Source organism: Xanthomonas sp. DAR 34887, from assembly GCF_041245805.1.
GTDB lineage: Bacteria > Pseudomonadota > Gammaproteobacteria > Xanthomonadales > Xanthomonadaceae > Xanthomonas_A > Xanthomonas_A tesorieronis.
Genome location: NZ_CP162490.1, coordinates 4110187 through 4132684, shown reverse-complemented (window position 1 = coordinate 4132684; position 22498 = coordinate 4110187). Strand labels below are relative to the sequence as shown.

At 70.2% G+C, this 22498-nt stretch carries 24 protein-coding genes; 7 read left to right on the top strand and 17 right to left on the bottom strand.

The window, feature by feature from the left end:
* Nucleotides 1-29: 29 nt before the first annotated feature.
* Complete coding sequence (locus AB3X08_RS17640) at nucleotides 30-584, bottom strand: cob(I)yrinic acid a,c-diamide adenosyltransferase (RefSeq protein WP_369934060.1); 555 nt, start codon at nucleotides 582-584, stop codon at nucleotides 30-32.
* A 20-nt stretch (nucleotides 585-604) separates the two neighbouring features.
* Nucleotides 605-1189, bottom strand: a complete 585-nt coding sequence (locus tag AB3X08_RS17635; protein ID WP_369934059.1) for a hypothetical protein — start codon at nucleotides 1187-1189, stop codon at nucleotides 605-607.
* Between the two features lie 165 nt (nucleotides 1190-1354).
* On the opposite strand from AB3X08_RS17635, the gene ubiH reads away from it, so the two are divergent.
* From ubiH to AB3X08_RS17620, 3 genes are read left to right on the top strand one after another with little or no spacing between them, the layout of a single operon-like run.
* Entirely contained in the window at nucleotides 1355-2569 is a 1215-nt protein-coding gene (gene ubiH, locus AB3X08_RS17630; RefSeq protein ID WP_369934058.1) for a 2-octaprenyl-6-methoxyphenyl hydroxylase, read from the top strand.
* Complete coding sequence (locus AB3X08_RS17625; RefSeq protein ID WP_369934057.1) at nucleotides 2566-3744, top strand: UbiH/UbiF family hydroxylase; 1179 nt, start codon at nucleotides 2566-2568, stop codon at nucleotides 3742-3744. The genes ubiH and AB3X08_RS17625 overlap by 4 nt, the downstream gene beginning before the upstream one ends.
* Nucleotides 3745-3793: 49 nt before the next feature.
* Complete coding sequence (locus AB3X08_RS17620) at nucleotides 3794-4804, top strand: hypothetical protein (protein ID WP_369934056.1); 1011 nt, start codon at nucleotides 3794-3796, stop codon at nucleotides 4802-4804.
* Nucleotides 4805-5297: 493 nt separating this feature from the next.
* On the opposite strand, the gene AB3X08_RS17615 is transcribed toward AB3X08_RS17620, so the two are convergent.
* From AB3X08_RS17615 to AB3X08_RS17605, 3 genes are all read right to left on the bottom strand, one after another.
* Nucleotides 5298-5702, bottom strand: coding sequence for an EF-hand domain-containing protein (locus AB3X08_RS17615; protein WP_369934055.1), 405 nt, complete (start codon nucleotides 5700-5702; stop codon nucleotides 5298-5300).
* Between the two features lie 48 nt (nucleotides 5703-5750).
* Complete coding sequence (locus AB3X08_RS17610; protein WP_179568235.1) at nucleotides 5751-6473, bottom strand: hypothetical protein; 723 nt, start codon at nucleotides 6471-6473, stop codon at nucleotides 5751-5753.
* 96 nt (nucleotides 6474-6569) lie between these two features.
* Complete coding sequence (locus tag AB3X08_RS17605; protein WP_369934054.1) at nucleotides 6570-7484, bottom strand: SMP-30/gluconolactonase/LRE family protein; 915 nt, start codon at nucleotides 7482-7484, stop codon at nucleotides 6570-6572.
* A 133-nt stretch (nucleotides 7485-7617) separates the two neighbouring features.
* Here AB3X08_RS17605 and AB3X08_RS17600 point away from each other — a divergent pair, with 133 nt between their 5' ends.
* On the top strand, nucleotides 7618-8733 hold the full coding sequence (locus AB3X08_RS17600; RefSeq protein WP_369934053.1) for a Gfo/Idh/MocA family protein: 1116 nt from the start codon (nucleotides 7618-7620) through the stop codon (nucleotides 8731-8733).
* 167 nt (nucleotides 8734-8900) lie between these two features.
* Here AB3X08_RS17600 and rlmM read toward each other — a convergent pair whose 3' ends face one another.
* The 7 genes from rlmM to AB3X08_RS17565 all read right to left on the bottom strand — a co-directional run bounded on the left by rlmM (nucleotide 8901) and on the right by AB3X08_RS17565 (nucleotide 15181).
* Nucleotides 8901-9941 carry a 23S rRNA (cytidine(2498)-2'-O)-methyltransferase RlmM gene (rlmM, locus tag AB3X08_RS17595; protein WP_369938563.1) on the bottom strand — a complete coding sequence of 347 codons (1041 nt, stop codon included), beginning with the start codon at nucleotides 9939-9941 and terminating at the stop codon, nucleotides 8901-8903.
* 34 nt (nucleotides 9942-9975) lie between these two features.
* A complete protein-coding gene (locus AB3X08_RS17590; protein WP_369934052.1) occupies nucleotides 9976-10536 on the bottom strand; it encodes a nucleoside deaminase in 561 nt (186 codons plus the stop codon).
* On the bottom strand, nucleotides 10536-10916 hold the full coding sequence (locus AB3X08_RS17585; RefSeq protein WP_369934051.1) for a hypothetical protein: 381 nt from the start codon (nucleotides 10914-10916) through the stop codon (nucleotides 10536-10538). Before AB3X08_RS17585 ends, AB3X08_RS17590 begins: the two co-directional genes overlap by 1 nt.
* 61 nt (nucleotides 10917-10977) lie before the next feature.
* Nucleotides 10978-11370 carry an STN domain-containing protein gene (locus tag AB3X08_RS17580; RefSeq protein ID WP_369934050.1) on the bottom strand — a complete coding sequence of 131 codons (393 nt, stop codon included), beginning with the start codon at nucleotides 11368-11370 and terminating at the stop codon, nucleotides 10978-10980.
* Between the two features lie 51 nt (nucleotides 11371-11421).
* Entirely contained in the window at nucleotides 11422-12375 is a 954-nt protein-coding gene (locus AB3X08_RS17575) for a DMT family transporter (RefSeq protein ID WP_369934049.1), read from the bottom strand.
* A gap of 68 nt (nucleotides 12376-12443) precedes the next feature.
* Nucleotides 12444-13190, bottom strand: coding sequence for a helix-turn-helix transcriptional regulator (locus tag AB3X08_RS17570; protein WP_369934048.1), 747 nt, complete (start codon nucleotides 13188-13190; stop codon nucleotides 12444-12446).
* A 236-nt stretch (nucleotides 13191-13426) separates the two neighbouring features.
* Nucleotides 13427-15181, bottom strand: coding sequence for a glutamine--tRNA ligase/YqeY domain fusion protein (locus AB3X08_RS17565; RefSeq protein ID WP_369934047.1), 1755 nt, complete (start codon nucleotides 15179-15181; stop codon nucleotides 13427-13429).
* A gap of 207 nt (nucleotides 15182-15388) precedes the next feature.
* Here AB3X08_RS17565 and AB3X08_RS17560 point away from each other — a divergent pair, with 207 nt between their 5' ends.
* From AB3X08_RS17560 to msrA, 3 genes are all read left to right on the top strand, one after another.
* Nucleotides 15389-16030, top strand: coding sequence for a glutathione S-transferase family protein (locus AB3X08_RS17560; protein WP_369934046.1), 642 nt, complete (start codon nucleotides 15389-15391; stop codon nucleotides 16028-16030).
* 9 nt (nucleotides 16031-16039) lie between these two features.
* Nucleotides 16040-16267, top strand: coding sequence for a DUF2007 domain-containing protein (locus tag AB3X08_RS17555; RefSeq protein ID WP_184411781.1), 228 nt, complete (start codon nucleotides 16040-16042; stop codon nucleotides 16265-16267).
* A 201-nt stretch (nucleotides 16268-16468) separates the two neighbouring features.
* A complete protein-coding gene (gene msrA / locus AB3X08_RS17550) occupies nucleotides 16469-17119 on the top strand; it encodes a peptide-methionine (S)-S-oxide reductase MsrA (protein WP_369934045.1) in 651 nt (216 codons plus the stop codon).
* Between the two features lie 64 nt (nucleotides 17120-17183).
* Here msrA and AB3X08_RS17545 read toward each other — a convergent pair whose 3' ends face one another.
* The 5 genes from AB3X08_RS17545 to ahpF all read right to left on the bottom strand — a co-directional run bounded on the left by AB3X08_RS17545 (nucleotide 17184) and on the right by ahpF (nucleotide 22310).
* Nucleotides 17184-17753, bottom strand: coding sequence for a type 1 glutamine amidotransferase family protein (locus AB3X08_RS17545; protein ID WP_369934044.1), 570 nt, complete (start codon nucleotides 17751-17753; stop codon nucleotides 17184-17186).
* Nucleotides 17754-18023: 270 nt separating this feature from the next.
* Complete coding sequence (gene tal, locus AB3X08_RS17540; RefSeq protein WP_369934043.1) at nucleotides 18024-18992, bottom strand: transaldolase; 969 nt, start codon at nucleotides 18990-18992, stop codon at nucleotides 18024-18026.
* Between the two features lie 45 nt (nucleotides 18993-19037).
* Complete coding sequence (gene rnk / locus AB3X08_RS17535; RefSeq protein WP_369934042.1) at nucleotides 19038-19466, bottom strand: nucleoside diphosphate kinase regulator; 429 nt, start codon at nucleotides 19464-19466, stop codon at nucleotides 19038-19040.
* Nucleotides 19467-19657: 191 nt separating this feature from the next.
* On the bottom strand, nucleotides 19658-20626 hold the full coding sequence (locus AB3X08_RS17530; protein ID WP_369934041.1) for a LysR substrate-binding domain-containing protein: 969 nt from the start codon (nucleotides 20624-20626) through the stop codon (nucleotides 19658-19660).
* A gap of 94 nt (nucleotides 20627-20720) precedes the next feature.
* Nucleotides 20721-22310, bottom strand: coding sequence for an alkyl hydroperoxide reductase subunit F (ahpF, locus tag AB3X08_RS17525; RefSeq protein ID WP_369934040.1), 1590 nt, complete (start codon nucleotides 22308-22310; stop codon nucleotides 20721-20723).
* Nucleotides 22311-22498: the final 188 nt, after the last annotated feature.

Below are 22498 nucleotides of genomic sequence, written 5' to 3'. Positions count from 1 at the left end.
CCGCCCGGTCCGCGCGCCGCCGCTGCCGCTCAGGCCTGGCGGCGGTCGTGGTGCCACAGCACTTCGCCCTGGCCATCGGCCCGGGCCAGCACCCGCGCCAGCACGAACAGCAGGTCGGACAGGCGGTTGAGGTAGCGCACCGCCTCCGGCCGCACCGCGTCCTGCCGCGACAGCGCCACCGTCTCGCGCTCGGCGCGGCGCACGATGGTGCGCGCCAGGTGGCAGCGCGCCGCGGCCTCGCCGCCGGCCGGCAGGATGAAGTCCTTCAGCGCGGGCAGGGTGTCGTTGTAGCGGTCCAGGTGCTGCTCGAGCGCATCGATGTCGGCGTCGTGGATCGCGGCATGGCCGGGGATGCACAGCTCGCCGCCCAGGTCGAACAACTGGTGCTGGATCGCGGTCAGCAGGTTGCGCACGTCGTCGGCCAGCGGACAGGCCAGGACCACGCCGATCGCCGAATTGGCCTCGTCGACGGTGCCGTAGGCGGCCACCCGCGCCGAATCCTTGCCGACCCGGTTGCCGTCGCCCAGGCCGGTGCTGCCGTCGTCGCCGGTGCGGGTGTAGATCTTGGAGAGGCGATTGCCCATCGTCGAGGCCGGGCCCGGGCTCAGTGGCCGGCGGGCTGGCCACGCTGGCCCAGCCGCGCCAGCTGCTCGATCCCGACCTGGACCGCCGCCACCAGCGCGGTGTACAGCGCTGCGCTGCCCAGATAGGGCAGCAGCCAGTCGCTGTAGTTCTGCCACCAGCCGGCGATGGTCGGGTTCGGCACGCTGCGGCTGACCCAGTAGAAGCTGCCCTGCGCGATCAGGTGGCACACCGCCACCGCCACCACCAGGCTGGCCGCGGTCAGGCCCAGCACGCGCCAGCCGGCGCCGCGGTAGCGCTGCGCCAGCCAGCTGCCGCCGGCCCACAGCGCGAAGTAGGCCGGGATCAGGCACCAGTAGGCCGGCGACACGCAGTAGTGCTGCCAAAAGTCCAGGCCCTGGCCACGGATCACCAGGTAGTCGATCAGCACCGCCAGCGCCATCAGTGCCGGGAACGCCCAGCGGGTCCAGCCGCGCAGATAGAAGCCGCCGACGAAGAACACCGCCCAGGAGGCGTCCGGGATCGCGCCGAAGTGGTTGATGCGGGTCGCGGCCAGCAGCGCTGCCAGCAGGAGCAGGGCGGGAAGGCGGTGGCTGGTAGGAGTCATGGCGGGCGGGCACCGGTTTACGGAGACCGCCGATTCTACTGGAAGCGGCGCGCCTGGGCGCGCGCCTGGCGGCGGCCCGGCCGCGGCGCCGCGCGGGCCGGGCGCGCGCAGCCGGCACGGCGTTGCGATCACCGACGATTCGGTCCCCGGCCGTATCATGGCCGGATGAGCAAACGACATGACGTAGTGATCGTTGGCGGCGGGCTGGTCGGCGCCAGCCTGGCCATCGCGCTGGACCGCCTGGGCGTGGACGTGGGCCTGATCGAGGCCGCGCCGCCGGGCGCGCTGCCGCCGGTGTTCGACCAGCGCAATCTCAGCTTCGCCGCGGCCACGGTCAACGCGCTGGGCGCGCTGGGGGTGATGCAGCGGTTGCGCGCGCCGACCGGACCGATCCGGCGCATCCACGTCAGCCGCGAAGGCGATTTCGGCCGGGTGCGGCTGGAGGCGGCCGACTATGGGCGCGAGGCGTTCGGGCAGGTGGTGGTGGCGCGCGATTTCGGCGAGGCGCTGGAAGCGCGGCTGGCCGAAGCCTCCCACGTCAGCCGTTACCGGCCGGCGCAGTTCCTGGCGCTGGAGGCGGACCAGGAGGCAGGGCTGCGCTCGGTGCGCATCGCCCAGGATGGCGCGACCCACGTGCTGCAGACGCGGCTGCTGGTCGGTGCCGACGGCAGCGCCAGCGCGGTGCGCGGCGCGCTGGGCATCGATGCCGCCCGCCACGATTTCGGCCAGACCCTGTTCGTGGCGCGGGTGCGCGGCAGCCGCCAACCCGACGGCACCGCCTACGAGCGGTTCCGCGACGACGGCCCGACCGCGTTGCTGCCGCGCGGCGATCGCCACTACGGCGCGATCCACGCGGTCGCCGCCGAGCACGCCGACGCGGTGGCCGCGCTCGACGAGGCCGGCTGGCTGCAGCGCCTGCAGGAGGCGCTGGGCTGGCGCGTCGGCCGCCTGCTGGGCAGCGGCGAGCGCAGCGCCTACCCGATCGTGCAGGTGCTGGCCGGGCGCCTGACCGACGCGCGCGCGGTGCTGCTCGGCAATGCCGCGCAGACGCTGCATCCACTGGGCGCGCAGGGTTTCAACCTGGGCCTGCGCGACGCGCTGACCCTGGCCGAGCTGATCGAGCGCGATCGCACCGATCCCGGCGCGCCGGCGCTGCTGCAGCAGTACGCGCAGCGTCGCGAGCAGGACCGGCAGCGCACCGTCACCTTCTCCGGCGGCCTGGCGCGGCTGACCGCCAACCCGGCGCCGCTGCTGCGCCCGCTGCGCAGCCTGGGCTTGCTGGCGGCCGCGCAGGCCGCGCCGCTGCAGTCGTTCCTGGTCGGCGGCGCGATGGGCTTCCGCGGCGAAGTGCCGCAACTGTGTCGGGAGGCGACGCCATGAGCCGGCGCGGCGTGCTGGATGTGGTGGTGGTCGGCGGTGGCGTGGTCGGCGCCGCCTGCGCGTTGGCGCTGGCCGGCGAAGGCCTGGCGGTGGCGCTGGTCGAGGGCCGCGAGCCGCCGCGCTGGTCGCCGGCCGAGCCGGACCTGCGCGTGTACGCGTTCGCCCCGGACAACGCCGCGCTGCTGCAGGCGCTGGGCGTGTGGCCGCAGGTGCTGGCGCGGCGCGCGCAGGCCTACCGGCGCATGCGCGTGTGGGATGCCGGTGGCGGTGGCGAGCTGGACTTCGATGCCGATGCGCTGGGCCGCGATCAGTTGGGCTGGATCGTCGAGCACGCGTTGCTGGTCGAACAACTGTGGGCGGCTCTGCCGGCGGCCGGGGTGCAACTGCACTGCCCGGCGCGGGTCGAGGCGGTGGAGATGGCGGAAGAGCGCGTGCGCCTGCGCCTGGACGACGGCAGCCGGCTCGACGCGCGCCTGGCGATCGCCGCCGACGGCGCCGATTCCACGCTGCGCGGCCTGGCCGGGCTGGACGCGCCGGCGCACGACTACGGCCAGCGCGGCGTGGTCGCCTTCGTGCACACCGAGCTGCCGCACCAGGACACCGCCTGGCAGCGCTTCCTGCCCGGCGGCCCGCTGGCGTTCCTGCCGTTCGCCGACGGCCGCAGTTCGATCGTGTGGACGCTGCCCGAGGCCGAGGCGGCGCGGGTGCTGGCGCTGGACGACGCCGCGTTCGGCGCCGAGCTGACCCAGGCCTTCGGCGCGCGGCTGGGCGCGGTGCGCGCACTGTCGCCGCGGGTCGGTTTCCCGCTGCGCCGGCAACTGGTGGAGGACTACCACCGCGGCCGCCTGCTGGTGCTGGGCGATGCCGCGCACGTGGTGCATCCGCTGGCCGGGCAGGGCGTCAACCTCGGGCTGCGCGACGTCGCCGCGCTGGCCGCGCAGGTGCGCCAGGCGCAGGCGCGGCGGGTCGACTGGTCGGCGCCGCACCGGCTGGCGCGCTGGGCGCGCAGCCGTCGCAGCGACAACACCGTGGCCGCCTACGGCTTCGATGCGATCAACCGGCTGTTTTCCAACGACGAGATGCACCTGACCCTGCTGCGCGGCCCGCTGCTCGGCCTGGCCGGCAAGCTGCCGATGCTGCTGCATGGGTTCTGGAAGCGCGCGTCGGGGGCGTAACCGGTCGCGGTCGGACGGCACGAGGACGCAGGCATGCGCAACGATTGAGATGGACGTCTTCGGTCTGCTCGCCCATAAGCTCGAGAACGTGCTCGGCATCCGGCCGTGCCCGAGGGAGTTCGGCCCCCTGTTCTACAAGGAGGACGAGCCGTCGCTGTTTTGCGTGGCCGCGCGCAAGCGCGATGGGTCGGCCGTTCTGGCGAGCCGCTGGCACGACCTGTTCTCAGTCGCTGCATTCGAGAAGGCGATGGCGAAAACGGGGTTCACCGAGGCGGACTGCCATGCGCTGCTGCTGGTGCTGTCCCGCTTCGGCTACCTGCTCGAGATCGACAACCGCCGGCGCACCAACGGCGAGCGTGCCGTGTTCTTCTGCCTGATCCAGTTGATCGACATGAAGAACGGCACGCTCGATACGCAGGCACGGCTGAGGAGCGCTTTGCTCAGGGCCCTGCTTTTCGAACTGAGCATCGACGACGAGACCTGGCGCCGGTTCGGCATCGAGGGCGACCGGATGGTGATGGCCACCGATGCGCTGGGTCTCGTGCCGTTCCTGGAGGTGGTCGACCTGGCCTATGCGGCGATCAAGGCCGATAGCCGGAAGGAGCGGGCGCTGTTCTACATACTCAAGGACTATCAGGCGGGCCTGATCAGGTTGCTGGCGGAGCCCGATGCCGCAGTCCATCGCTTCGGGGTGGGCGAGGGTTCGGGCGAGCTCATGTATCCGGACGTGTTCCTGCGTGCGTACGCCCACGACCGGGGGCGGATCTTCGCCGCGCTGGTCGACGCGCTGCGTCCTTCGCAGTCGGCCGAGGCCGTGTTTGTGTCGGACATGACTCTCATGAACTACTGCTTCCACGTGCTGCAGGACCGGCCGGAGGAGATCGTGGAACTCCAGCGGCATGTCGATGACGCGACCTTGTTCGTCAGGTTGCAGGATGCGCTGAGCGAACGCCGAATGGCGATCGGGAAAGCGCTGTTCGAAAGCGTTCCTGCAGGCCACGGCGTTGCGGCGATCGAAGAAGGCCGGCGCCGGTTGGACACCCTCCTGCACGGACGCTAGCCGCATGCGAGATCGGCAGCTGGCCGCCGAAGCGCGGTGGCCCGGCTGTGATGGTGCGGCTGCGCGCTGTCGGCCGAAGGCGCTCGCCGGACACTGCGAAGGCCAGAACGGACATGAGGTCGCCGATGCAGCGTCGCGTGCAATCGGTGATCTATTGCTCTCCCACAGCCGGATCCAGTCCCGCGCATGCGCATTCGCCGCCGCCGCGTGCCGCGGGGATTTGTTCAATCTGCAGGGCGCGATCTTCCACCACGATACGTCGTGTTCGATCGTTGCCCGACGACGCGTTCGGCGCGTAGGTGTATCTCAAGCATGGAGAGGACTTCAGCCGCGATCCGCGCTCGAAGCGTCCTCGGAAAGGAGATATGGACCCGCATGGCGCAAGGCTGCTGCGAAGACGCCGTAACCGGGGCCGAAGGCCATGCGTGTGCATTGCCGGTGCCATGGAGTCCGGCCCTTAGGAATCCCCGGCCCGCGATCCCAACCCTTTCAGCTACCGCGCCAGCCAACCGGCCAGCTGCTCGCGGCTCAGGCGCCCGCGGCGTTGCGGGTCCAGCGCATCGAATTCGTCGGCCAGCGCCGGGTTGGCCTGCGCTTCGCTGCGGCTGATGTAGCCATCGTGGTCGCTGTCCAGCGCGTCGAAATCGATGCGGTAGTTGCCGGCGACGCGGTCGGGCTGGATGGTGCGCACGGTGACCGGCGCCTGGCCCTGTGGCATGTCCAGCCGCACCTGGTGGGTCACCTCGCCGCTGCTCAGCGGCTGCGACACCACACCGACCGGCACGTCGCGCAACGGCTCGGTGACGGCGCTGGAGGTGGACCGCAGGTTCTGCGCGGCGGCCGGCACGGTGGCGGCCGCGAGCAGGAGGGCGAGGAACAGGGACGAACGGCGGGGCATGGACACAACGGACTCCGATGGTGCGAATGGTGGAAAAGCGCCGCGGGCTCAGCCGGGGATGAACGGGAACGCCAGCTTCAGCAGTCCCTTCAGCCCGCCCTCGGCGGTGCTGGCGATGGCCTTGGCGCCGAGGCTGTTGAGCGCGCGGCGCACATCCTCCCAGCGTAGCTTGCCGACGTCCTTCTTCAACAGGTCCGCCACTTCCTCGGCGGTCGGGGTGAGCTTCTCCAGCTCGCGCACCACCTTTTCCGGTTCCGGCTGCAGGTAACCCCAGCGCTCGGCGATCTTCAGCAAGGTGTCGAAGCGCACCGCGACCACGTCGCGGTTGCGCTCGTACACCGGCATCGCGCCGACATCGACGATCGCCTGCTCGAAGCGCTGCTGGTCGTCCGGATGCTCGATGCGGATCGCCAGGAAGCCTTCCTTCTTGCTGCGTTCGCTGACGTGCTTGGCCCCGGCGCGCAGGTTGTCTTCGGTGAGCACCGTCGCCACGATGCGCTCCAGGGCCGCGTCGCCGTCTTCGGGCACCAGCGCGCGCCAGCGCGCATAGCCGTCGCGGCGCAGGCCCTTCACCTTGGCCGGGGTCACCCGCAGGCGCAGCGCCACCGCGTTGTTGGAATCGCTGCGCGAGATCGCGCCGTCGCGCTCCAGCAGCACGAAGATCAGCAACTCCAGGTCGCGCTTGGTCAGCGACTGGAACCCTTGCAACAGGGTCAGGCGCAGGAATTCGTCGGCGAAGCCGGCCGGGTCTTTCAGTTCGATCGGCTGCATGTGCGCGGCCCTCCAGTCAGTGCAGGCAGGATGCCCTACCGCGATTGCGCGGACTGAGACGACGATGCGATGCGCATCCCAACGGCATTGTAGGGATTAACGGCCGTATTCGCGCCCGCGGCGATCGCTGCGGAAGGTCTCGATCGCGCCGCGGTCCTGCAGGGTCACGTAGACGTCGCGCCCGTCCTTGCCGCCGAAGGCCACGTTGGTGGGCTTGCGGCCCTTGGTGGCGATCTCGTGCAGGACCTTGCCGGCGGGGTCGAGCACCAGCACCTTGCCGGCATCGTAGCGGGCCAGGTACAGATTGCCGTCGGCGTCGCAGCGCATGCCGTCCAGGCCGAAATCGGGGAACGCCAGCAGCAGGCGCTTGTTGGACAGGCTGCCGTCGCCGGCGCGGTCGTAGACCCAGATCCTGCGCTGCACGCTCTCGTTGACGTACAGGCGCTTGCCGTCGGGGCTGACCTCGATGCCGTTGGTGGTGCCCATGCCGGTCTCGATCAGGTGCGCGCTGCGGTCGCGGTCGATGCGCCACAGCTGGCCGCCGTTGCCTTTCCAGTCCGGGTCGCTGGCGTACAGGGTGCCGTCCGGCGCCATGGCGATGTCGTTCGGCTGGAACGCGCCGGGCAGCGTGGCATAGACCTCGATGCGCGTGCTGTGCGGCGCGATGCGCAGGATGCGGTGCTGGGCGTAGTCGGCCACGTACATGCGCCCTGCGCGGTCGAAACGGATGCCGTTGCCGATGCTGCCGGCGGGCAGGTCCACGAACAGCGCGGCCTGCGCGCGGCCATCGGCGGCGAAGCCGACCCGGCCGATGCTGCCTTCGTGGCCGAAGTTGACCACGTACAGCGCGCCGTCCGGGCCGCTCGCCGGGCCTTCGATGCCGTGGGTGAACACGCCGTCGCCGATCAGGTCGCGGGCGCGGAACAGGTCGGCGTCCGCGGCGGGCGCCGCGCCGCAGGCGAGCAGCAGCACAGCGCCGGCAACGGCGAGAAACGGCAGGCGAATGGACATGGACCGACCCGAAGCGATGCAGGGCCGCGCAGTGTGCCAGACGTGCCGGCGCGGCCGGGATGGCGCTCACAACGCAGGGCGCTGGATGCGTTAAGGTTCGGGCGGTCCGCATCCGGGCGCCAGGGAGATCCGCATGTCGCTGTCCTCGCCGAATCGTCGCCGTGTGCTGCTCGCCGGGTTGTCTGCGGCGGGCGCAGGGCTGTTGGGATCGCCGCTGTTGGCGGCCCCGCGCGGCAAGCCGAAGAAGCCGCTGGGGGTGGCGTTGGTCGGGCTGGGCAGCTATGCCACCGAGCGCCTGGCGCCGGGCCTGGCGCTGACCAGGCACTGCCGGCTGGCCGGCATCGTCACCGGCTCGCCGCACAAGATTCCGCAGTGGCAATCGCGCTACCGCATTCCCGATCGCAACGTCTACAACTACGACGACCTGGAGCGCATCGCCGACAACCCGGACATCGACGTGGTCTACGTGGTCACACCGACCCATCTGCATGCGCCGCTGAGCGTGCGCGCGGCTGCGGCCGGCAAGCACGTGTGGTGCGAGAAGCCGATGGCGATGCATGCCGACGAGGCGCAATCGATGATCGCCGCCTGCGCGCGCAACAAGGTGCGGCTGAGCATCGGCTACCGCATGCAGCACGAACCGAACACGCGGCGGATCATCGCGCTGGCCGGCGAGCGCCCGTTCGGCGCGCTGCGCACGGTGCGCGCCGAGGCCGGCTTCAACGGCTACGGCGACACCGATCCGGCGCAGCGGCCGTGGCGCTTGCGCGCGCAGTTCGGCGGCGGCGCGATGTACGACATGGGCGTGTATTCGCTCAATGCGGCGCGCTACACGGTCGGCGCCGAGCCGCTGGCGGTCAGCGCGCACCGTTCCACCGACCGGCCGGCGCTGTTCGACGAGGTCGACGAGCACATGCAGTTCAAGCTGGAATTCCCGCACGAGGTGCTCGCCGACTGCGCCACCAGCTTCGGCCGCAACATGAACCGGCTGCGCGCCGAGTGCGAGCGCGGCTGGTACGAACTGGCGCCGTTCCAGAGCTACGACGGCATCCGCGGCAGCGCCAGCGACGGCCGCGTGTTCGATGCCAAGGTGCGCCACCAGCAGGCGCTGCAGATGGACGAGGACGCGCTGGCGATCCTCGACGGCACGCCGCTGCGCGCACCGGGCGAGGAAGGCCTGCGCGACATGCGCGTGATCGATGCGATCCAGCGCTCCGCACGCGAGGGCGGCAAGCGGATCGTGCTGTAGCGGCGCGGTGGTTGCGGGGCCACGGCCGCGCGACGTTGGGTACGCTTGCTTCGATTTCCTGTAGGAGCGGCTTCAGCCGCGACAGGATCTCGCCGGTAACGTCCTGTCGCGGCTGAAGCCGCTCCTACAGGAGGCGCTGTTGGCGGGCGCAGTGGGCGCCCGCAACGTCAGACCGACATCGCCAGCACGGTGATCTCTTCGCGGTCGTGGTACAGCTGCTTGGCGCGGATCTGCAGCGGGCGCTCGGCGCGCTCGGCGAACAGGTCCAGGCACAGCTGGGTCTCGTCCCAGCGCTTCTTCATCGGCAGCTTGAGGTTGAAGATCGCATGCCGGCACCAGCCTTCGCGGAACCAGGTGCCCATGCGCTCGGCGACGCGGCGCGGTTGTTCGACCATGTCGCAGACCATCCAGTCCAGCGCCTGCGGCGGCTTCCAGTGGAAGCCGTCGGCGCGCAGGTGATCGACCAGGCCGCTGTCGAGCACGTGCTGGCGCAGCGGGCCGTTGTCGACGCTGGTCACATGCAGGTGCTGGCGGGTCAGCACCCAGGTCCAGCCGCCGGGCGCGGCGCCCAGGTCGGCGGCGCGCATGCCGGGCTTGAGCAGCGTCTCGCGCTCCTCCGGCGTCAGCAGCGCCAGCAACGCCTCTTCCAGTTTCAGCGCCGAGCGCGAGGGCGCCTCGGTCAGCAGTTTCAGGCGCGGAATGCCCAGCGGCCACGGCGCGCTGTCGTCGCTGTCGGCCACGGCCAGCAGGGCGTGGGTGCCGGCGAGGAAGCACACGTGCAGGCGCGGCAGCTTCGGCTGCGGTTTGTCGCTCAGCAGGCCGGCCTTGCGCAGCGCCGGACGCAGCGCGTTGCCGAAACTGCGCGCCAGGCCGGACAACTGCTTGCCTTCGTCCGAATCCGGATGCTCCACCCACAGGTCGCCGAAGCGGCTATGTCCGGCCAGCGCCTGCAGCATCGGCGTGATCCGGTCGCTGGGATCCAGCTCGCGCAGTTCGGCCAGCAGGCGCAGTTTCTGCCGCGCGAAGATCAGCCCGCGCCATGGCAGTGCGCGCGGCGGCAAGGCGGTCTCGCAGAGCAGCAGCGCGTAGCCGCTGTTGCGTTCGGTACGCGCGTAGGCGGGCAGCTCGGCGCGCGCGGCGCGGTCGTTCAGTTCGGCCGCCAGCTCGGGCTCGAAGCCTTGCCGGCAGTAGCACAGCAGGCCGTTCAGGGAGGACATGGAGGAAGCCTTGGCCGGGCGGCGGTCAGTAGCGGGGGCTGTCGAGTTCGCCGTAGCGGCGCAATACCGCGCAGGCGGCGTCGCGGTGCAGGCCGCGCACCACGTCGATGCCGCGGCGCTCGAGCTCGCCGATCCAGTCCGCCGGCAGCGGGCCTTCGTCGAACGGCGTCAGTGCCATCACGTCCTCGGCGCTGGCGCCGATCAGCAGGCGGTCGATGCCGGCCCAGATGGTGGCGCCGTAGCATTGGCAGCACGGTTGCGCCGAGGTCGCCAGGGTCACCGGCGACAGCGCCGCGTTCAGCCGCGGCGTCTGCAGCCGTTGCTGGGCGAGCATGTAGGCCATGTTTTCGGCATGCGCCAGCGAGGTGGTCTGCGGCACCACCCGGTTCACCCCGACCGAGATGATGCGATGGTCCGGGCCGAACACCGCCGCGCCGAACGGGCCGCCGCTGCCGGCGTCCACGTTCAACCGCGACAGTTCCACCGCCAGTGCCACCTTGTCGGCGTCGCCGGGATAGACCGCCTGCGGATCGACCGCGTCGTGGATCCAGGCGGGCAGGGTGAGGTGGACTTGCGCGTAGAGCATCAGCGGACGGGTTCGGCAGGTTGCGGGTCGCGCAGTGTATCGGCTTGGATGCCCTTGGCGCTGCATTGCCCGGCCACGCACTGGCAACCGCTGACCGCGCGCGAGCCGCACACGCTCATGCGGCCGCTGGCCTGGCATTGCGCCATCACGCCTTGCGGATCGGTGGGGCTGTCGCGGTTGACGCAGGCCGGCATCGCGCCGCAGCAGTTGCCGACGTCCTTGACCGCGCAGTCGGCGTCGGTGCGGCAGGTGGTGTCCACCTTCACCGGCAAACCGGGCGCGGCGGGCCTGGCGCTTTCGCTGCGCGCGCAGCCGCTGAAGACGAGGGTGCCGGCGAACAGGCACAGGCAGCACAGCAACAGCGCGAAACGACTGGACATGGCGACCTTCCGTGCGAGAGACCGCTGCCATCGTAACGCGCCTGGCCGCGGCGCCGGCAACTCAGCGGCGGCCGACGGCGATCGTATCGGCGGTTTCCTGCCTGACCTGGATCGCGGTGCCGTCGAGGGCCTGGTGGATCGCCTGGCGGATGCTGATCCGCCCTTTCACCGCGTTGACCTGCAGCGGCGCCAGCGACGGATCGTCGTAGACGATGACGCAGCCGGTGGCGTGCGCCAACTGTTGCGCGGTTTCGTCGAAGCGGGCGGCGGGCATGGCGTAGGCGTGGTCGGGCACGGTGTCGCACTTGCCTTGCGCCACTGGAGATGCAGGTGTCGAAGCCGGTGCGGGCGCCGCGTCGGCGTGCGAGTGGGCGGAAGACGGCGCCATGTCGCAACCGCCGAGCAGGGCGAGCAGCGCAAGACTGATGCAGGAGGTGCGCAACGCAGCGGACATGGTGGAATCTCCTGGTGCCGGGAATGACGCTCGAAGTCTAGGCCGCGTGCCTTAACCCAATGCTGCATCCGGTTTGCGCGCCTGCGCAGGCGCGTGCAGCCAGGCGCACCACAGCACGCCAACCAGCAGGCAGGCGATCGCCACGGCCTCCAGCGGGGTGGGCCAGCGCGCTTCCCACAGGAAACCGTAGAGCAGCGCGAACACGGTTTCGAACACGATCATCTGCCCGACCAGGGTCAGCGGCAACAGCCGGCTGGCATGGTTCCAGCAGGCATTGCCGATCACCGAGGCGAACACGCCCAGCACGATCGCCACGCCCCAGAACCGCGCCCACTCGGCCGCCGTGTGTGCGTGGTCGAACGCGAATGCGGGAATCGCCAGGGTCAGCGCCAAGACGCCGGTGACCACGCCGGTCAGCATCGACCAGTCGCGCCCGGAGATGTCGGGCCGGCGCGCGAGCCAGCCGGCGTTCTTGACCGAATACGCCGCCCAGCACGCCAGCGCGCCGACCGCGCACGCCAACCCGGCCGCGCGCGTGCCCACGCTGGCCTGCGCCGGGTGCGCGGCGTCGAGCGTCTGCGCCGCGACCAGCGCCACGCCGAGCACGCACAGCGCGCAGGGCGCGGCCAGCCGGCGCAACTGCATCGCTCCGGCCGCGCGCGAACCCAGCACCGTGACCACCGCCGGCAGCAGGCCGATGATCAGGGCCGTGGCCGCGCCGCCGGCCCACTGCACCGCGCTGCCCAGCAGCACGTAGTAGACGATGTTGCCGAGCAGGCTCAGCCGCAGCAGCGCCCACCATTCCGGCGCCCCGAGCGCACCGGTGGCGGCGCGCCAGCGCGGCGCGAGCAGCAGCGCGGCGACCATGCCGTAGGCCAGGTAGCGCGACACCGACAGCTGCAGCGGCGAGAACCCGGCGAGCAATTGCGGCGCCAGGAACACCAGTCCCCACAGCGCGCCGGCCGCCACGCCGCTGCCCACTCCCGCCCATAAACGCTTGCGCATGCCGTGCCTGTTCCTGCGTTGCCTAGTGCGCAGCATGGCGTGCGCGTGCCGCCCCGGCTTGTCCCAGACTACTGGTCCGCCACGCAGGCTGCCCGATGGCGGCGCCGATAGGCGGCGGGCGTGTGCCCGGTCTTGCGCCGCAACGCGCGGGTCAGCGCGCTCTGGTCGGCATAGCCGCTGTCCAGCGCCAGTTGCGCAATCGGTCGCTCGCCGTACGCCAGCTGCCGGCGCACCCAGTCCAGCCGCCGCGCCGACAGCCAGTCCTGCGGCGTGCGCCCCAGCGCCTCGCGAAACAGCGCATGCAGGCGGCTCACGCTCAGGTGCGCGGTCTCGGCCATGCGCTCCACCGGCCAAGGCTGGCCTGGAGCATCCTCGATGCACCGGCACAGTGCCTGCAGCCGTGTCCACGCGCGGCGCTGCGTGCACAACTGGCGTAGCGCCAGCGCTGCGCAGGCTTCGGCGCCGAAGCCCGTGCCAGTGCCGGGTTGCTCGCGATCGAGCGCGGCCAGCAGGCGTTGCAGGTCCGGCGGCAGGTCGAGGAAGGGCGCGCGCTGCAGGCGTTCGAGTGCAGCGTCGTCGAACACGGCCGCATCGCAGTCCAGCACCAGGAAGTGGTTGTCGCCATCGGCCGACTGCGCGTGCGCCGTGTGCGGTGCGACGACCGCTGCGCGGAACGCATCCAGGCGGCCGCCGCGTCCGCCCACCTCGATCTCCAGTTCGCCACGCAGCGGCAGCACGATCTGCACATGCGCGTGCTGGTGGGCGTAGCCGTCGCGGCCGTAGCTGCGCAGGCTCAGGGTGGGGGCGGGCGACATGGACGCTACGCTAGCGCGCTGGTGGCGGTGAGGGAAGGGTGGAGCGGCAGCCGATGCCTATCGGCGTGCTGCCGTTGTAGGAGCGGCTTCAGCCGCGACCAGCGGGTCCTCCAGATGGCGCCTGTCGCGGCTGAAGCCGCTCCTACAGTGGACTCATCGCGCGTCCGCGATCGTCGAATGGATGCGAGGTTGAGCGCTAGCGCGCGCGGCCGTGATGCGGCCGCACGCGCGCTGCGTCAGGCCGCGCCCTGGCCGCCGGTCCAGGTGTCGCGCAGGGTCACGCTGCGGTTGAACACCGGCGCGTCCGCGCGGTGGTCGTAGCGGTCGGCGACGAAGTAACCCGTGCGCTCGAACTGGAACGCCTGCTCCGGCGCGGCCTGCGCCGCGGCCGGCTCGACGTAGCCGCGCACGCTGCGCTTGGAGTCCGGGTTGAGGTAATCGCGGTAGGTCTTGCCGTCGGATTCGTCGTCGGGCTTTTCCACCGAGAACAGGCGGTCGTACAGGCGGATTTCCGCCTCCACCGCATGCGCCGCGCTGACCCAGTGGATGGTGCCCTTGACCTTGCGGTTGGCGCCTTCCATGCCCGGACGCGATTCCGGATCCAGCCAGCCGCGCAGCTCGACGATCTCGCCGGCCGCGTTCTTGATCACCTCGTCGACGCGGGCGATGCCGGCGCCACGCAGGCGCACTTCGCCGCCCGGCACCAGCCGCTTCCAGCCCTTGGGCGGGACTTCGGCGAAATCCTCGCGTTCGATCCACAGCTCGCGCGAGAACGGCACTTCGCGCTGGCCGAAGCTTTCGTCCTTGGGATGGTTGGAGAAGGTCAGCGTCTCGCTGTGGCCTTCCGGCAGATTGGCCAGCACCAGCTTGAGCGGGTCGATCACCGCCATGCGCCGCGGCGCGGCCGCATCCAGGTCCTCGCGCAGGCAGCCTTCCAGCACCGAGAAATCGATCACCGAGTTCTGCTTGCTGATGCCCACCCGGTCCACCAGCAGGCGCAGCGCCGCCGGCGTGTAGCCGCGCCGGCGCAGGCCCTGCAGGGTGTACATGCGCGGATCATCCCAGCCGTCGACCAACTGCTCGGCCACCAGCTGGGTCAGCTTGCGCTTGCTCATCACCGTGTAGTTGATGTTCAGGCGCGAGAATTCGATCTGCCGCGGCTTGGCCGCTTCGCGCGGCAGGCCCTTGTCCAGCAGCGGCTGCAGCAGCTCGGGATCGCCGGCCAGATCGACCTTGTCCACGCACCAGTCGTACAGCGGGCGGTGGTCTTCGAATTCCAGCGTGCACAGCGAGTGGGTGATGCCTTCCACCGCGTCGCCCAGCGAGTGCGCGAAGTCGTACATCGGATAGATCGGCCAGGCGTTGCCGGTGTTCTGGTGCTCGACGTGCTTGATCCGGTACAGCGCCGGGTCGCGCAGGTTGATGTTGCCGCTGGCCATGTCGATCTTGGCGCGCAGGGTGCGCGCGCCATCCGGGAACTCGCCGGCGCGCATGCGCCGGAACAGGTCCAGGTTCTCTTCGACGCTGCGCTCGCGGTACGGCGAATTGCGGCCCGGCTCGGTGAGGGTGCCGCGGTACTCGCGCACCTGCTCGGCGGAGAGGTCGCAGACGAAGGCGTGGCCGTCGCGGATCAGCTTCTCGGCCGCCAGGTAGTACACCTCGAAGTAGTCCGAGGCGTGGCGCAGTTCGGCCCAGTCGAAGCCCAGCCAGCGCACGTCGTCCTGGATCGCGGCGACGAACTCGGGGTCTTCCTTGGCCGGATTGGTGTCGTCGAAGCGCAGGTTGCAGCGCCCGGCGAACTCGGCGGCGATGCCGAAATCCAGGCAGATCGCCTTGGCGTGGCCGATGTGCAGATAGCCGTTGGGCTCGGGCGGGAAGCGGGTGCGGATGGCCGCGTGCTTGCCGTTGGCCAGGTCCTCGCGGACGATCTGGCGGATGAAGTCTTTCTTCTCTGCCGGGGCGGTGGCATCGGTGGCGGGGGTCTCGGACATGCGCGGGTCAACAAATTGGGTACGCAACAGTCTACAAGTAAACAAATATTTACCCCATGTTGGCGGCGGGTCCATGTTCCGGGGGGCGTCGCCCACGTGCGGGCTGGCGGTGGAGAGAGCGTCGACACATCAAACCGCGCGCTTCCGGCTAGCCGCCTTGCGCCCCGCCGCGTACGCTGCGGGTCCGTCCTTTCCAGAGATCGCGTCATGCCGCTTCCCCGTCTGGTCATCGGCGACAAGAACCTGTCTTCGTGGTCGCTGCGGCCGTGGCTGCTGCTGCGGCACTTCGCGGTGCCGTTCGAGGAAGTGCCGCTGCCGCTGAACACGCCCGAATTCGCCGTCCGCATCGGCGATTACTCGCCGACCGGGCGGGTTCCGGCGCTCTGGGACGGCGCGCTGCAAGTGTGGGATTCGCTGGCGATCTGCGAGTATGCCAACGAGCGCTGGCTAGGCGGCCGCGGCTGGCCGGCCGACCTGGTGGTGCGCGCGCAGGCACGGGCGGCGGCCTGCGAGATGCATTCCGGATTCCTGGCATTGCGCCGGCAACTGCCGATGCAGGCCTGCCGCGTGCCCGACGACCACCGCTGGGACACCGAGGCGCAGGCCGATATCGCGCGGATCGTGCAGCTGTGGGCCACGCTGCGCGACGCCCATGGTGCCGGCGGGGCGTTCCTGTGCGGCGACTTCGGCATCGTCGACGCGATGTTCGCACCGGTCGCGGTGCGCTTCGCCGGCTACGGCGTGCAAGTGCCGGCACCGGCCGCGCAGTACATGGCGGCCCTGGAGGCCTTGCCGGCCATGCGCGAATGGCGCGCCGGCGCAGCCGCCGAAGTCGCCGCGTGCGGCTGAGGGCGCGTCATGCAGATCGCCTATCGCGCCCAGCACCTGATCGATGCGCACCTGGCCAAGCACGCGCTGGAGGACGCCGGCATCACCGCATTCGTGTTCGGCGAGGCGCTGCTCGGCGGCGCCGGCGAACTGCCGTTCGGCGTGGTGCAGGTCTGCGTGGCCGACGAACTGCTGGAAAAGGCGCAGGAAGTGCTGATGGCAATGGGCCTGGGCGGGCAGGTGACGCGGGCGATGTAGTTGAGGGCTGGGATTGGGGATTCGGGATTGGGGATTCGCAAAAGCGGGCATGCGGCTCTTACGAATCCCCAATCCCGAATCCCCAATCCCGGCCTTCAATCGGCCCGCCAGCTTGAGCGCACGGCGGTTGCGTGCACCTTGAAAGCCGGGGCCGGCAGCGCCATCAAAGAGGCATCCCTTTCGATGCCAGGAGTCCGCGCCATGTTGGGAATCGGTGCCTTCAAGCAGCGCCTGCCGCGCCCGGGCGAAAGCCTGCCCGGCCGCGCCGAGCCGCTGCCGCTGCACAACCGCCATTTCGTCAACGGCCACCCGCTGCGCGACGCCTTCGCCGGCATGGAGCAGGTGCAGTTCGGCCTGGGCTGTTTCTGGGGCGCAGAGCGCAAGTTCTGGTCGCTACCCGGGGTGTTCAGCACCGCGGTCGGCTACGCCGGTGGCGAAACGCCCAACGCCACCTACCGAGAAGTGTGCTCCGGGCAGACCGGGCACACCGAGGCGGTGCTGGTGGTCTACGATCCGCAGGCGGTGAGCTTCGAGCAATTGCTGCAGACCTTCTGGGAAAGCCACGATCCGACCCAGGGCATGCGCCAGGGCAACGACACCGGCACCCAGTACCGCTCGGCGATCTACTGCAGCACGCAGGCGCAGTACGACGCGGCCATCGCCAGCCGCGATGCCTATCAGCAGCGCCTGCGTGCGGCCGGCTACGGCGAGATCACCACCGAGATCCTGTTCCCGGCGCCGCCGTTCTACTACGCCGAGGACGAGCACCAGCAATACCTGGCCAAGAATCCGGGCGGCTACTGCGGATTGGGCGGCACCGGGGTGACCTGTCCGCTCGGCCTGGAGGCCTGAGTCAGCGCGGCGCGCATGCGTCGGCTGATATTGCGCGCGCCGGTCTCAGCCGGCGCGCGCTGCGTCACACGAATTCGGCAGCGAACATCTGCTGCACCTGCGCGATCTGTTCCTCGCGGTCCGGATGCAGCTGGCGCAGGCATTCCAGCGCGAAACTGACTGGGCTCGTGCCGGGTGCGGTGATCAGTCCGCCGGCATTGACCGCTTTGCGCTCCAGGTAATGCGCGGTGCCGGCATAGACCCCCACGTGCTCACGCAGGAACGCCTCGGAATTGCTGGTGTGCGCCCGCGTATCCAGCAGCCCGGCGTAGCCCAGCGCGATGGTGGCGCCACAGATCGCCGCCACCGCGCGGCCGGCGTCGATGCGTTGCTGCAGCAACGCGCTGAGCCCGGGAATCTCGCCGGCCTGCCAGCGCTCGCTGCCCGGCAACAGCCACAGGTCCGCATCCAGCGGCGACAGGTCCGACAACGCGTACTCCGGGTACAGGTTCAGCCCGCCGATCGAGGTCAGCGGCTTGCCGTCGATGCTCGCGATCTGGATCTCGTCGCCGAACCAGGCCCGCGCCGCCGGCAGGATGGTGCCGATCTCCCAATCCGCCACGCCGTCGACCATCACTACCGCGATCGTTGCCATTGCCGTTCCTCTGCTGTGGAGCACGGAGCATAGCCGGCGAAAAGTTGCGGCGGCGCCAAGGCGTGCCGACCGTGTCGTCGCTAATTTGCGCTGCGCCTGCACTTGTTTTGCAGCGTTGCGCAGCGCAGTCGACTCTCCCGACGGGATCGAGCCGGCAATCGGCAGCCACGCGGACACCCGCATCGCCCATTCCCTATTCCCGTTTCCCCATTCCCGGCAAAAAAAGAGCGGCGTTGCCGCCGCTCGGAGGTCGTGCCTTGCAAGCCGCGGTCAGGCAGCCAGCTTGTGCCGGATCGTGTCGCGCAGCGCCTGCAGGTCCTTGGCGAAGGTGTCGATGCCGCTGGCCAGCTTCTCGGTCGCCATCGGGTCGGCGGCCAGGTCGGCGGCGAACTGCTTGGCGTCGATCGGCACGATCTGCGCGCCGTCGGCCTGGCCGGGCGAGAGCTTGCGCGCCAGCTCGCCATGGTCGGCGTCGAGCTTTTCCAGCAGGTCCGGCGAGATCGTCAGGCGGTCGCAGCCGGCCAGCGCCTCGATCTGCGCGGTGGAACGGAACGAGGCGCCCATCACCACCGTCTGCGAACCGCGACGCTTGAATTCGTCGTAGACCCCGCGCACGAACCGCACGCCCGGGTCTTCGTCGATGTTGGCCGGGGTCTGCCCGTTGGCCACGTACCAGTCCAGGATGCGGCCGACGAACGGCGAGATCAGGAACACGCCGGCCTCGGCGCAGGCCAGCGCCTGGGTGCGGTTGAAGATCAGCGTCAGGTTGCAGTCGATGCCGTCCTTCTGCAGCTGGCGCGCGGCTTCGATGCCTTCCCAGGTCGCGGCGACCTTGATCAGGACCTTGTCCTTGGAGACGCCACGTTCGGCGTACATGGCGATGAACTTGTGCGCCTTGGCGATGGTGGCGGCGGTGTCGTGGGCCAGGTCGGCGTCCACTTCGGTGGACACGCGCCCGGGCACCAGCGCGCTGAGCTTGCTGCCCACGCCGATGGTCAGGCGGTCGGCGATCTCGTCGACCAGGGCGGCGTGGTCGCCGTCCTGGCTGCGCGCCCAGGCCAGCGCCTCGTCGATCAGCTCGGCGTAGACCGGCAGGTCCAGGGCTTTCTTCACCAGGGTCGGATTGGTGGTGCAATCGACCGGCTTGAGCCGCTTGATCGCATCGTAGTCGCCGGTATCGGCCACGACCACGGACAACTCGCGCAGCTGAGCCAGCTTGGAAGGAGCGGAAGACGTCATCGATAGTTCTCGGAACGGGTGGAGTGAAGGATAAGCCCGCGCACGTTAACCCGCCGCGTGCGCGAAGTCGCTTGCCGGCTGCACCGCGAGCACGCGCAGCCGCAGCGCGCGGCCGCCGGGGGCCTGCCAGTCGATCGACTGGCCCACGGCCAGGCCGAGCAGGGCGCTGCCGACCGGCGCCAGCACCGAGATGCGGCCTTGCGCGGCATCGGCTTCGTGTGGATAGACCAGGGTCAACTGGTGGCGTTCGCCGTGCAGTTCGTCTTCGCATTCCACGCGCGAGTGCATGGTGACGATGCCGGTGGGAATCTGTTCGGGCGGCACCACGGTGGCGCGGCCGAGTTCTTCGCCCAGCGCGAGCGCGGCCGGGTGCTGCTTCAGTGCGGGCGATTCGAGCAAGGCCTCCAGACGGGCCAGGTCGTGGCTGGACACGATCAGCGAAGGGGGCAGGCCGCTTTGCGGTTGAGAGGACATGGCAAACTCCTTGGGTCATGAAAAAGGCGGCGCTGCGAGGCGCCGCCGGGATGGCGCTGGCTGTCGCACGCGGTCGGCCATTGGGCCGATCGCAATGCTCAGACAGCAGGCATGGGGGATTGTCGCATCGTCCGGCCGTACCGGACGTTAGCGCCGCCGGCGCCGATTGCCGCGACGCTGCCGCGCTGGGCTCAGAGTGCGGCGACGCGTGGCGGCGCGTCGGCGACGGGGGCGGTGGCTGCGCTAGGCGCGGCCTTGGCCGACAGCAGCGCTTCGGGCAGCGTCTTGAACAGCGTCGCCAACTGCTCCAGGAAATCGCTCATCGCCGAGCTGCGGCGCCACAGCATCGCGATGCGCCGGCTCGGGCCGGAGGCATCGTCGAAGCGCAGCAGATGGATGTTGGACGAGTTGGTCACCGGCGGCTGCACCGCCAGCAGCGGCAGCAAGGTCACGCCGACATTGGCGGCCACCATCTGCCGCAGCGTTTCCAGGCTGGTGGCCTGGAATTCGGCTTTTTCCAGCGCGCCGGACAGGTGGCACACGTCCAGGGCCTGCTCGCGCAGGCAATGGCCATCTTCAAGCAGCAGCAGCCGTTGCTGATGCAGTTCGCTCAGGCTCAGGGAATCGCGCTTGGCCAGCGGATGGGTATCGGGCACCGCCAGCACGAACGGTTCCTCGAACAGGAATTCGGTGTGCAACTGGTCGTCGTGCAGCGGCAGCGCGAGCAGCGCCGCATCCAGCCGGCCTTCGCGCAACCGGGTCAGCAGCACGTCGCTCTTTTCCTCGATCAGCAGCAGCTCCAGTTGCGGGAAGCGCTCGCGGATGCCCGGGATCACGTGCGGCAGCAGGTACGGGCCCAGCGTCGGGAAGATGCCCAGGCGCACCGTGCCCGCTTCCGGGTCCTGACTGCGCCGCGCCGCTTCCTTCATCTGCTCGATCTCGGCGACGATGCCGCGCGCGCGGCTGGCCGCCTCGCGCCCGGCCGGGGTCAGCATGACCTTGCGCGGCGCGCGCTCGACCAGCGGCACGCCCAGTTCGTCCTCGAGCTTCTTGATCTGCGTGGACAGCGTCGGCTGGCTGACGAAACAGGCCGCCGCGGCGCGCCCGAAATGCTTGTGATCGGCCAGCGCCACCAGGTATTTCAGATCACGCAGGTTCATCGGCAGGTTCCTTGGCGGTGCGCTCGGCGTGGGGCCAGTCGCCCCCTGGACAGCATAGGCCCCGCGCCGGGTCGCGGCGCGGGGCGGTCGCGGATCAGGCCGCTTCGGCGACCGCGCTGCTGACCGGCGCACTGCTGCGGATCAGGTGGTCGAACGCGCTCAGCGCCGCCTTGGAGCCTTCGCCCATGGCGATGATGATCTGCTTGTACGGCACCGTGGTGGCATCGCCGGCGGCGAACACGCCGGGCAGCGAGGTCTGGCCGCGGTCGTCGACTACGATCTCGCCGCGCGGCGACAGCGCCACCGTGCCCTGCAGCCATTCGGTGTTGGGCAGCAGGCCGATCTGCACGAAAATGCCTTCCAGCGCCACACGGTGGACGTCGCCGCCAACGCGGTCCCTGTAGACCAGGCCGGTGACCTTGCTGCCGTCGCCGAGCACTTCGGTGCTCTGCGCGTTGACCAGGATGTCCACGTTGCCCAGGCTGCGCAGCTTGCGCTGCAGGACTTCGTCGGCGCGCAGCTTGCCGTCGAACTCGACCAGGGTCACGTGGCTGACGATGCCGGCCAGATCGATCGCCGCTTCCACGCCGGAATTGCCGCCGCCGATCACCGCCACGCGCTTGCCCTTGAACAGCGGGCCGTCGCAATGCGGGCAGTAGGCCACGCCCTTGTTGCGGTACTGGTCCTCGCCGGGCACGTTCATCTGCCGCCAGCGCGCGCCGGTGGACAGGATCACGCTGCGGCTCTTCAGCGACGCGCCGTTGGCCAGCTTGATCTCGACCAGGCCGTCGGCGCCGGCCGGAATCAGCTGCTCGGCGCGCTGCAGGTTCATGATGTCCACGTCGTACTGGCGCACGTGCTGCTCCAGCGCCGCGGCCATCTTCGGGCCTTCGGTCTCCTGCACCGAAATGAAGTTCTCGATCGCCATGGTGTCCAGCACCTGGCCGCCGAAGCGCTCGGCCGCCACGCCGGTGCGGATGCCCTTGCGCGCGGCATAGATCGCCGCCGACGCGCCGGCCGGGCCGCCGCCGATCACCAGCACGTCGAACGGCGCCTTGGCCGCGATGTTGGCCGCATCGCGCTTGGCCGCGCCGGTATCGAGCTTGGCCACGATCTGCTCCAGGCTCATGCGGCCCTGGTCGAACACCTCGCCGTTGAGATATACGGTGGGCACCGACATGATCTGCCGCGCCTCCACCTCGTCCTGGAACAGTGCGCCGTCGATCGCCACATGCTTGATGTTCGGATTCAGCACCGCGGCCAGGTTCAGCGCCTGCACCACGTCCGGGCAGTTCTGGCAGGACAGCGAGAAATAGGTTTCGAACACGTATTCGCCGGGCAGGTTGCGCACCTGCTCGATGACCTCGGCGGTGGCCTTGGACGGATGCCCGCCGACCTGCAGCAGCGCCAGCACCAGCGAGGTGAACTCGTGGCCCAGCGGCAGCCCGGCGAAGCGCAGGTGGATGTCGTGGCCGGGGCTGGTCAGCGCGAACGACGGGGTGCGCTCGCCGCTGTCGCGGTGCACGTCCAGGCTGATCTTGTCGGACAGCAGCACCAGGTCTTCGAGCAGGTCGAGCATCTCGCGCGACTTGGCGCCGTCGTCGACCGACGCGGTGATGTGGATGGGCCGAACGACCCGCTCCAGGTAAGCCTTCAACTGGGTTTTCAGATCGGCATCCAACATGGCGGACTCCTGGCGATGGGCAAAGCGAAGGGAAGGCGTTGCTGCCGCAGGGGCAGACCGCCGTAAAGAATTGGGAGGAGGGGTGAACCGCAGCCGGCGCGCGCTGCCGGTGGCTGGCGTGAGGCGGGCGTAGCGGCCGCGACGCGGGCTGCGGTTCACCCCCACCCCCGCCGAAGCGGCGGAGATGG

Excerpts from the sequence above, each read along its gene's own strand:
- AB3X08_RS17640 (WP_369934060.1), bottom strand. The coding sequence starts at position 584 with ATGGGCAATCGCCTCTCCAAGATCTACACCCGCACCGGCGACGACGGC.
- AB3X08_RS17635 (WP_369934059.1), bottom strand. The coding sequence starts at position 1,189 with ATGACTCCTACCAGCCACCGCCTTCCCGCCCTGCTCCTGCTGGCAGCG.
- ubiH (WP_369934058.1), top strand. The coding sequence starts at position 1,355 with ATGAGCAAACGACATGACGTAGTGATCGTTGGCGGCGGGCTGGTCGGC.
- AB3X08_RS17625 (WP_369934057.1), top strand. The coding sequence starts at position 2,566 with ATGAGCCGGCGCGGCGTGCTGGATGTGGTGGTGGTCGGCGGTGGCGTG.
- AB3X08_RS17620 (WP_369934056.1), top strand. The coding sequence starts at position 3,794 with ATGGACGTCTTCGGTCTGCTCGCCCATAAGCTCGAGAACGTGCTCGGC.
- AB3X08_RS17615 (WP_369934055.1), bottom strand. The coding sequence starts at position 5,702 with ATGCCCCGCCGTTCGTCCCTGTTCCTCGCCCTCCTGCTCGCGGCCGCC.
- AB3X08_RS17610 (WP_179568235.1), bottom strand. The coding sequence starts at position 6,473 with ATGCAGCCGATCGAACTGAAAGACCCGGCCGGCTTCGCCGACGAATTC.
- AB3X08_RS17605 (WP_369934054.1), bottom strand. The coding sequence starts at position 7,484 with ATGTCCATTCGCCTGCCGTTTCTCGCCGTTGCCGGCGCTGTGCTGCTG.
- AB3X08_RS17600 (WP_369934053.1), top strand. The coding sequence starts at position 7,618 with ATGTCGCTGTCCTCGCCGAATCGTCGCCGTGTGCTGCTCGCCGGGTTG.
- AB3X08_RS17590 (WP_369934052.1), bottom strand. The coding sequence starts at position 10,536 with ATGCTCTACGCGCAAGTCCACCTCACCCTGCCCGCCTGGATCCACGAC.
- AB3X08_RS17585 (WP_369934051.1), bottom strand. The coding sequence starts at position 10,916 with ATGTCCAGTCGTTTCGCGCTGTTGCTGTGCTGCCTGTGCCTGTTCGCC.
- AB3X08_RS17580 (WP_369934050.1), bottom strand. The coding sequence starts at position 11,370 with ATGTCCGCTGCGTTGCGCACCTCCTGCATCAGTCTTGCGCTGCTCGCC.
- AB3X08_RS17575 (WP_369934049.1), bottom strand. The coding sequence starts at position 12,375 with ATGCGCAAGCGTTTATGGGCGGGAGTGGGCAGCGGCGTGGCGGCCGGC.
- AB3X08_RS17570 (WP_369934048.1), bottom strand. The coding sequence starts at position 13,190 with ATGTCGCCCGCCCCCACCCTGAGCCTGCGCAGCTACGGCCGCGACGGC.
- AB3X08_RS17565 (WP_369934047.1), bottom strand. The coding sequence starts at position 15,181 with ATGTCCGAGACCCCCGCCACCGATGCCACCGCCCCGGCAGAGAAGAAA.
- AB3X08_RS17560 (WP_369934046.1), top strand. The coding sequence starts at position 15,389 with ATGCCGCTTCCCCGTCTGGTCATCGGCGACAAGAACCTGTCTTCGTGG.
- AB3X08_RS17555 (WP_184411781.1), top strand. The coding sequence starts at position 16,040 with ATGCAGATCGCCTATCGCGCCCAGCACCTGATCGATGCGCACCTGGCC.
- msrA (WP_369934045.1), top strand. The coding sequence starts at position 16,469 with ATGTTGGGAATCGGTGCCTTCAAGCAGCGCCTGCCGCGCCCGGGCGAA.
- AB3X08_RS17545 (WP_369934044.1), bottom strand. The coding sequence starts at position 17,753 with ATGGCAACGATCGCGGTAGTGATGGTCGACGGCGTGGCGGATTGGGAG.
- tal (WP_369934043.1), bottom strand. The coding sequence starts at position 18,992 with ATGACGTCTTCCGCTCCTTCCAAGCTGGCTCAGCTGCGCGAGTTGTCC.
- rnk (WP_369934042.1), bottom strand. The coding sequence starts at position 19,466 with ATGTCCTCTCAACCGCAAAGCGGCCTGCCCCCTTCGCTGATCGTGTCC.
- AB3X08_RS17530 (WP_369934041.1), bottom strand. The coding sequence starts at position 20,626 with ATGAACCTGCGTGATCTGAAATACCTGGTGGCGCTGGCCGATCACAAG.
- ahpF (WP_369934040.1), bottom strand. The coding sequence starts at position 22,310 with ATGTTGGATGCCGATCTGAAAACCCAGTTGAAGGCTTACCTGGAGCGG.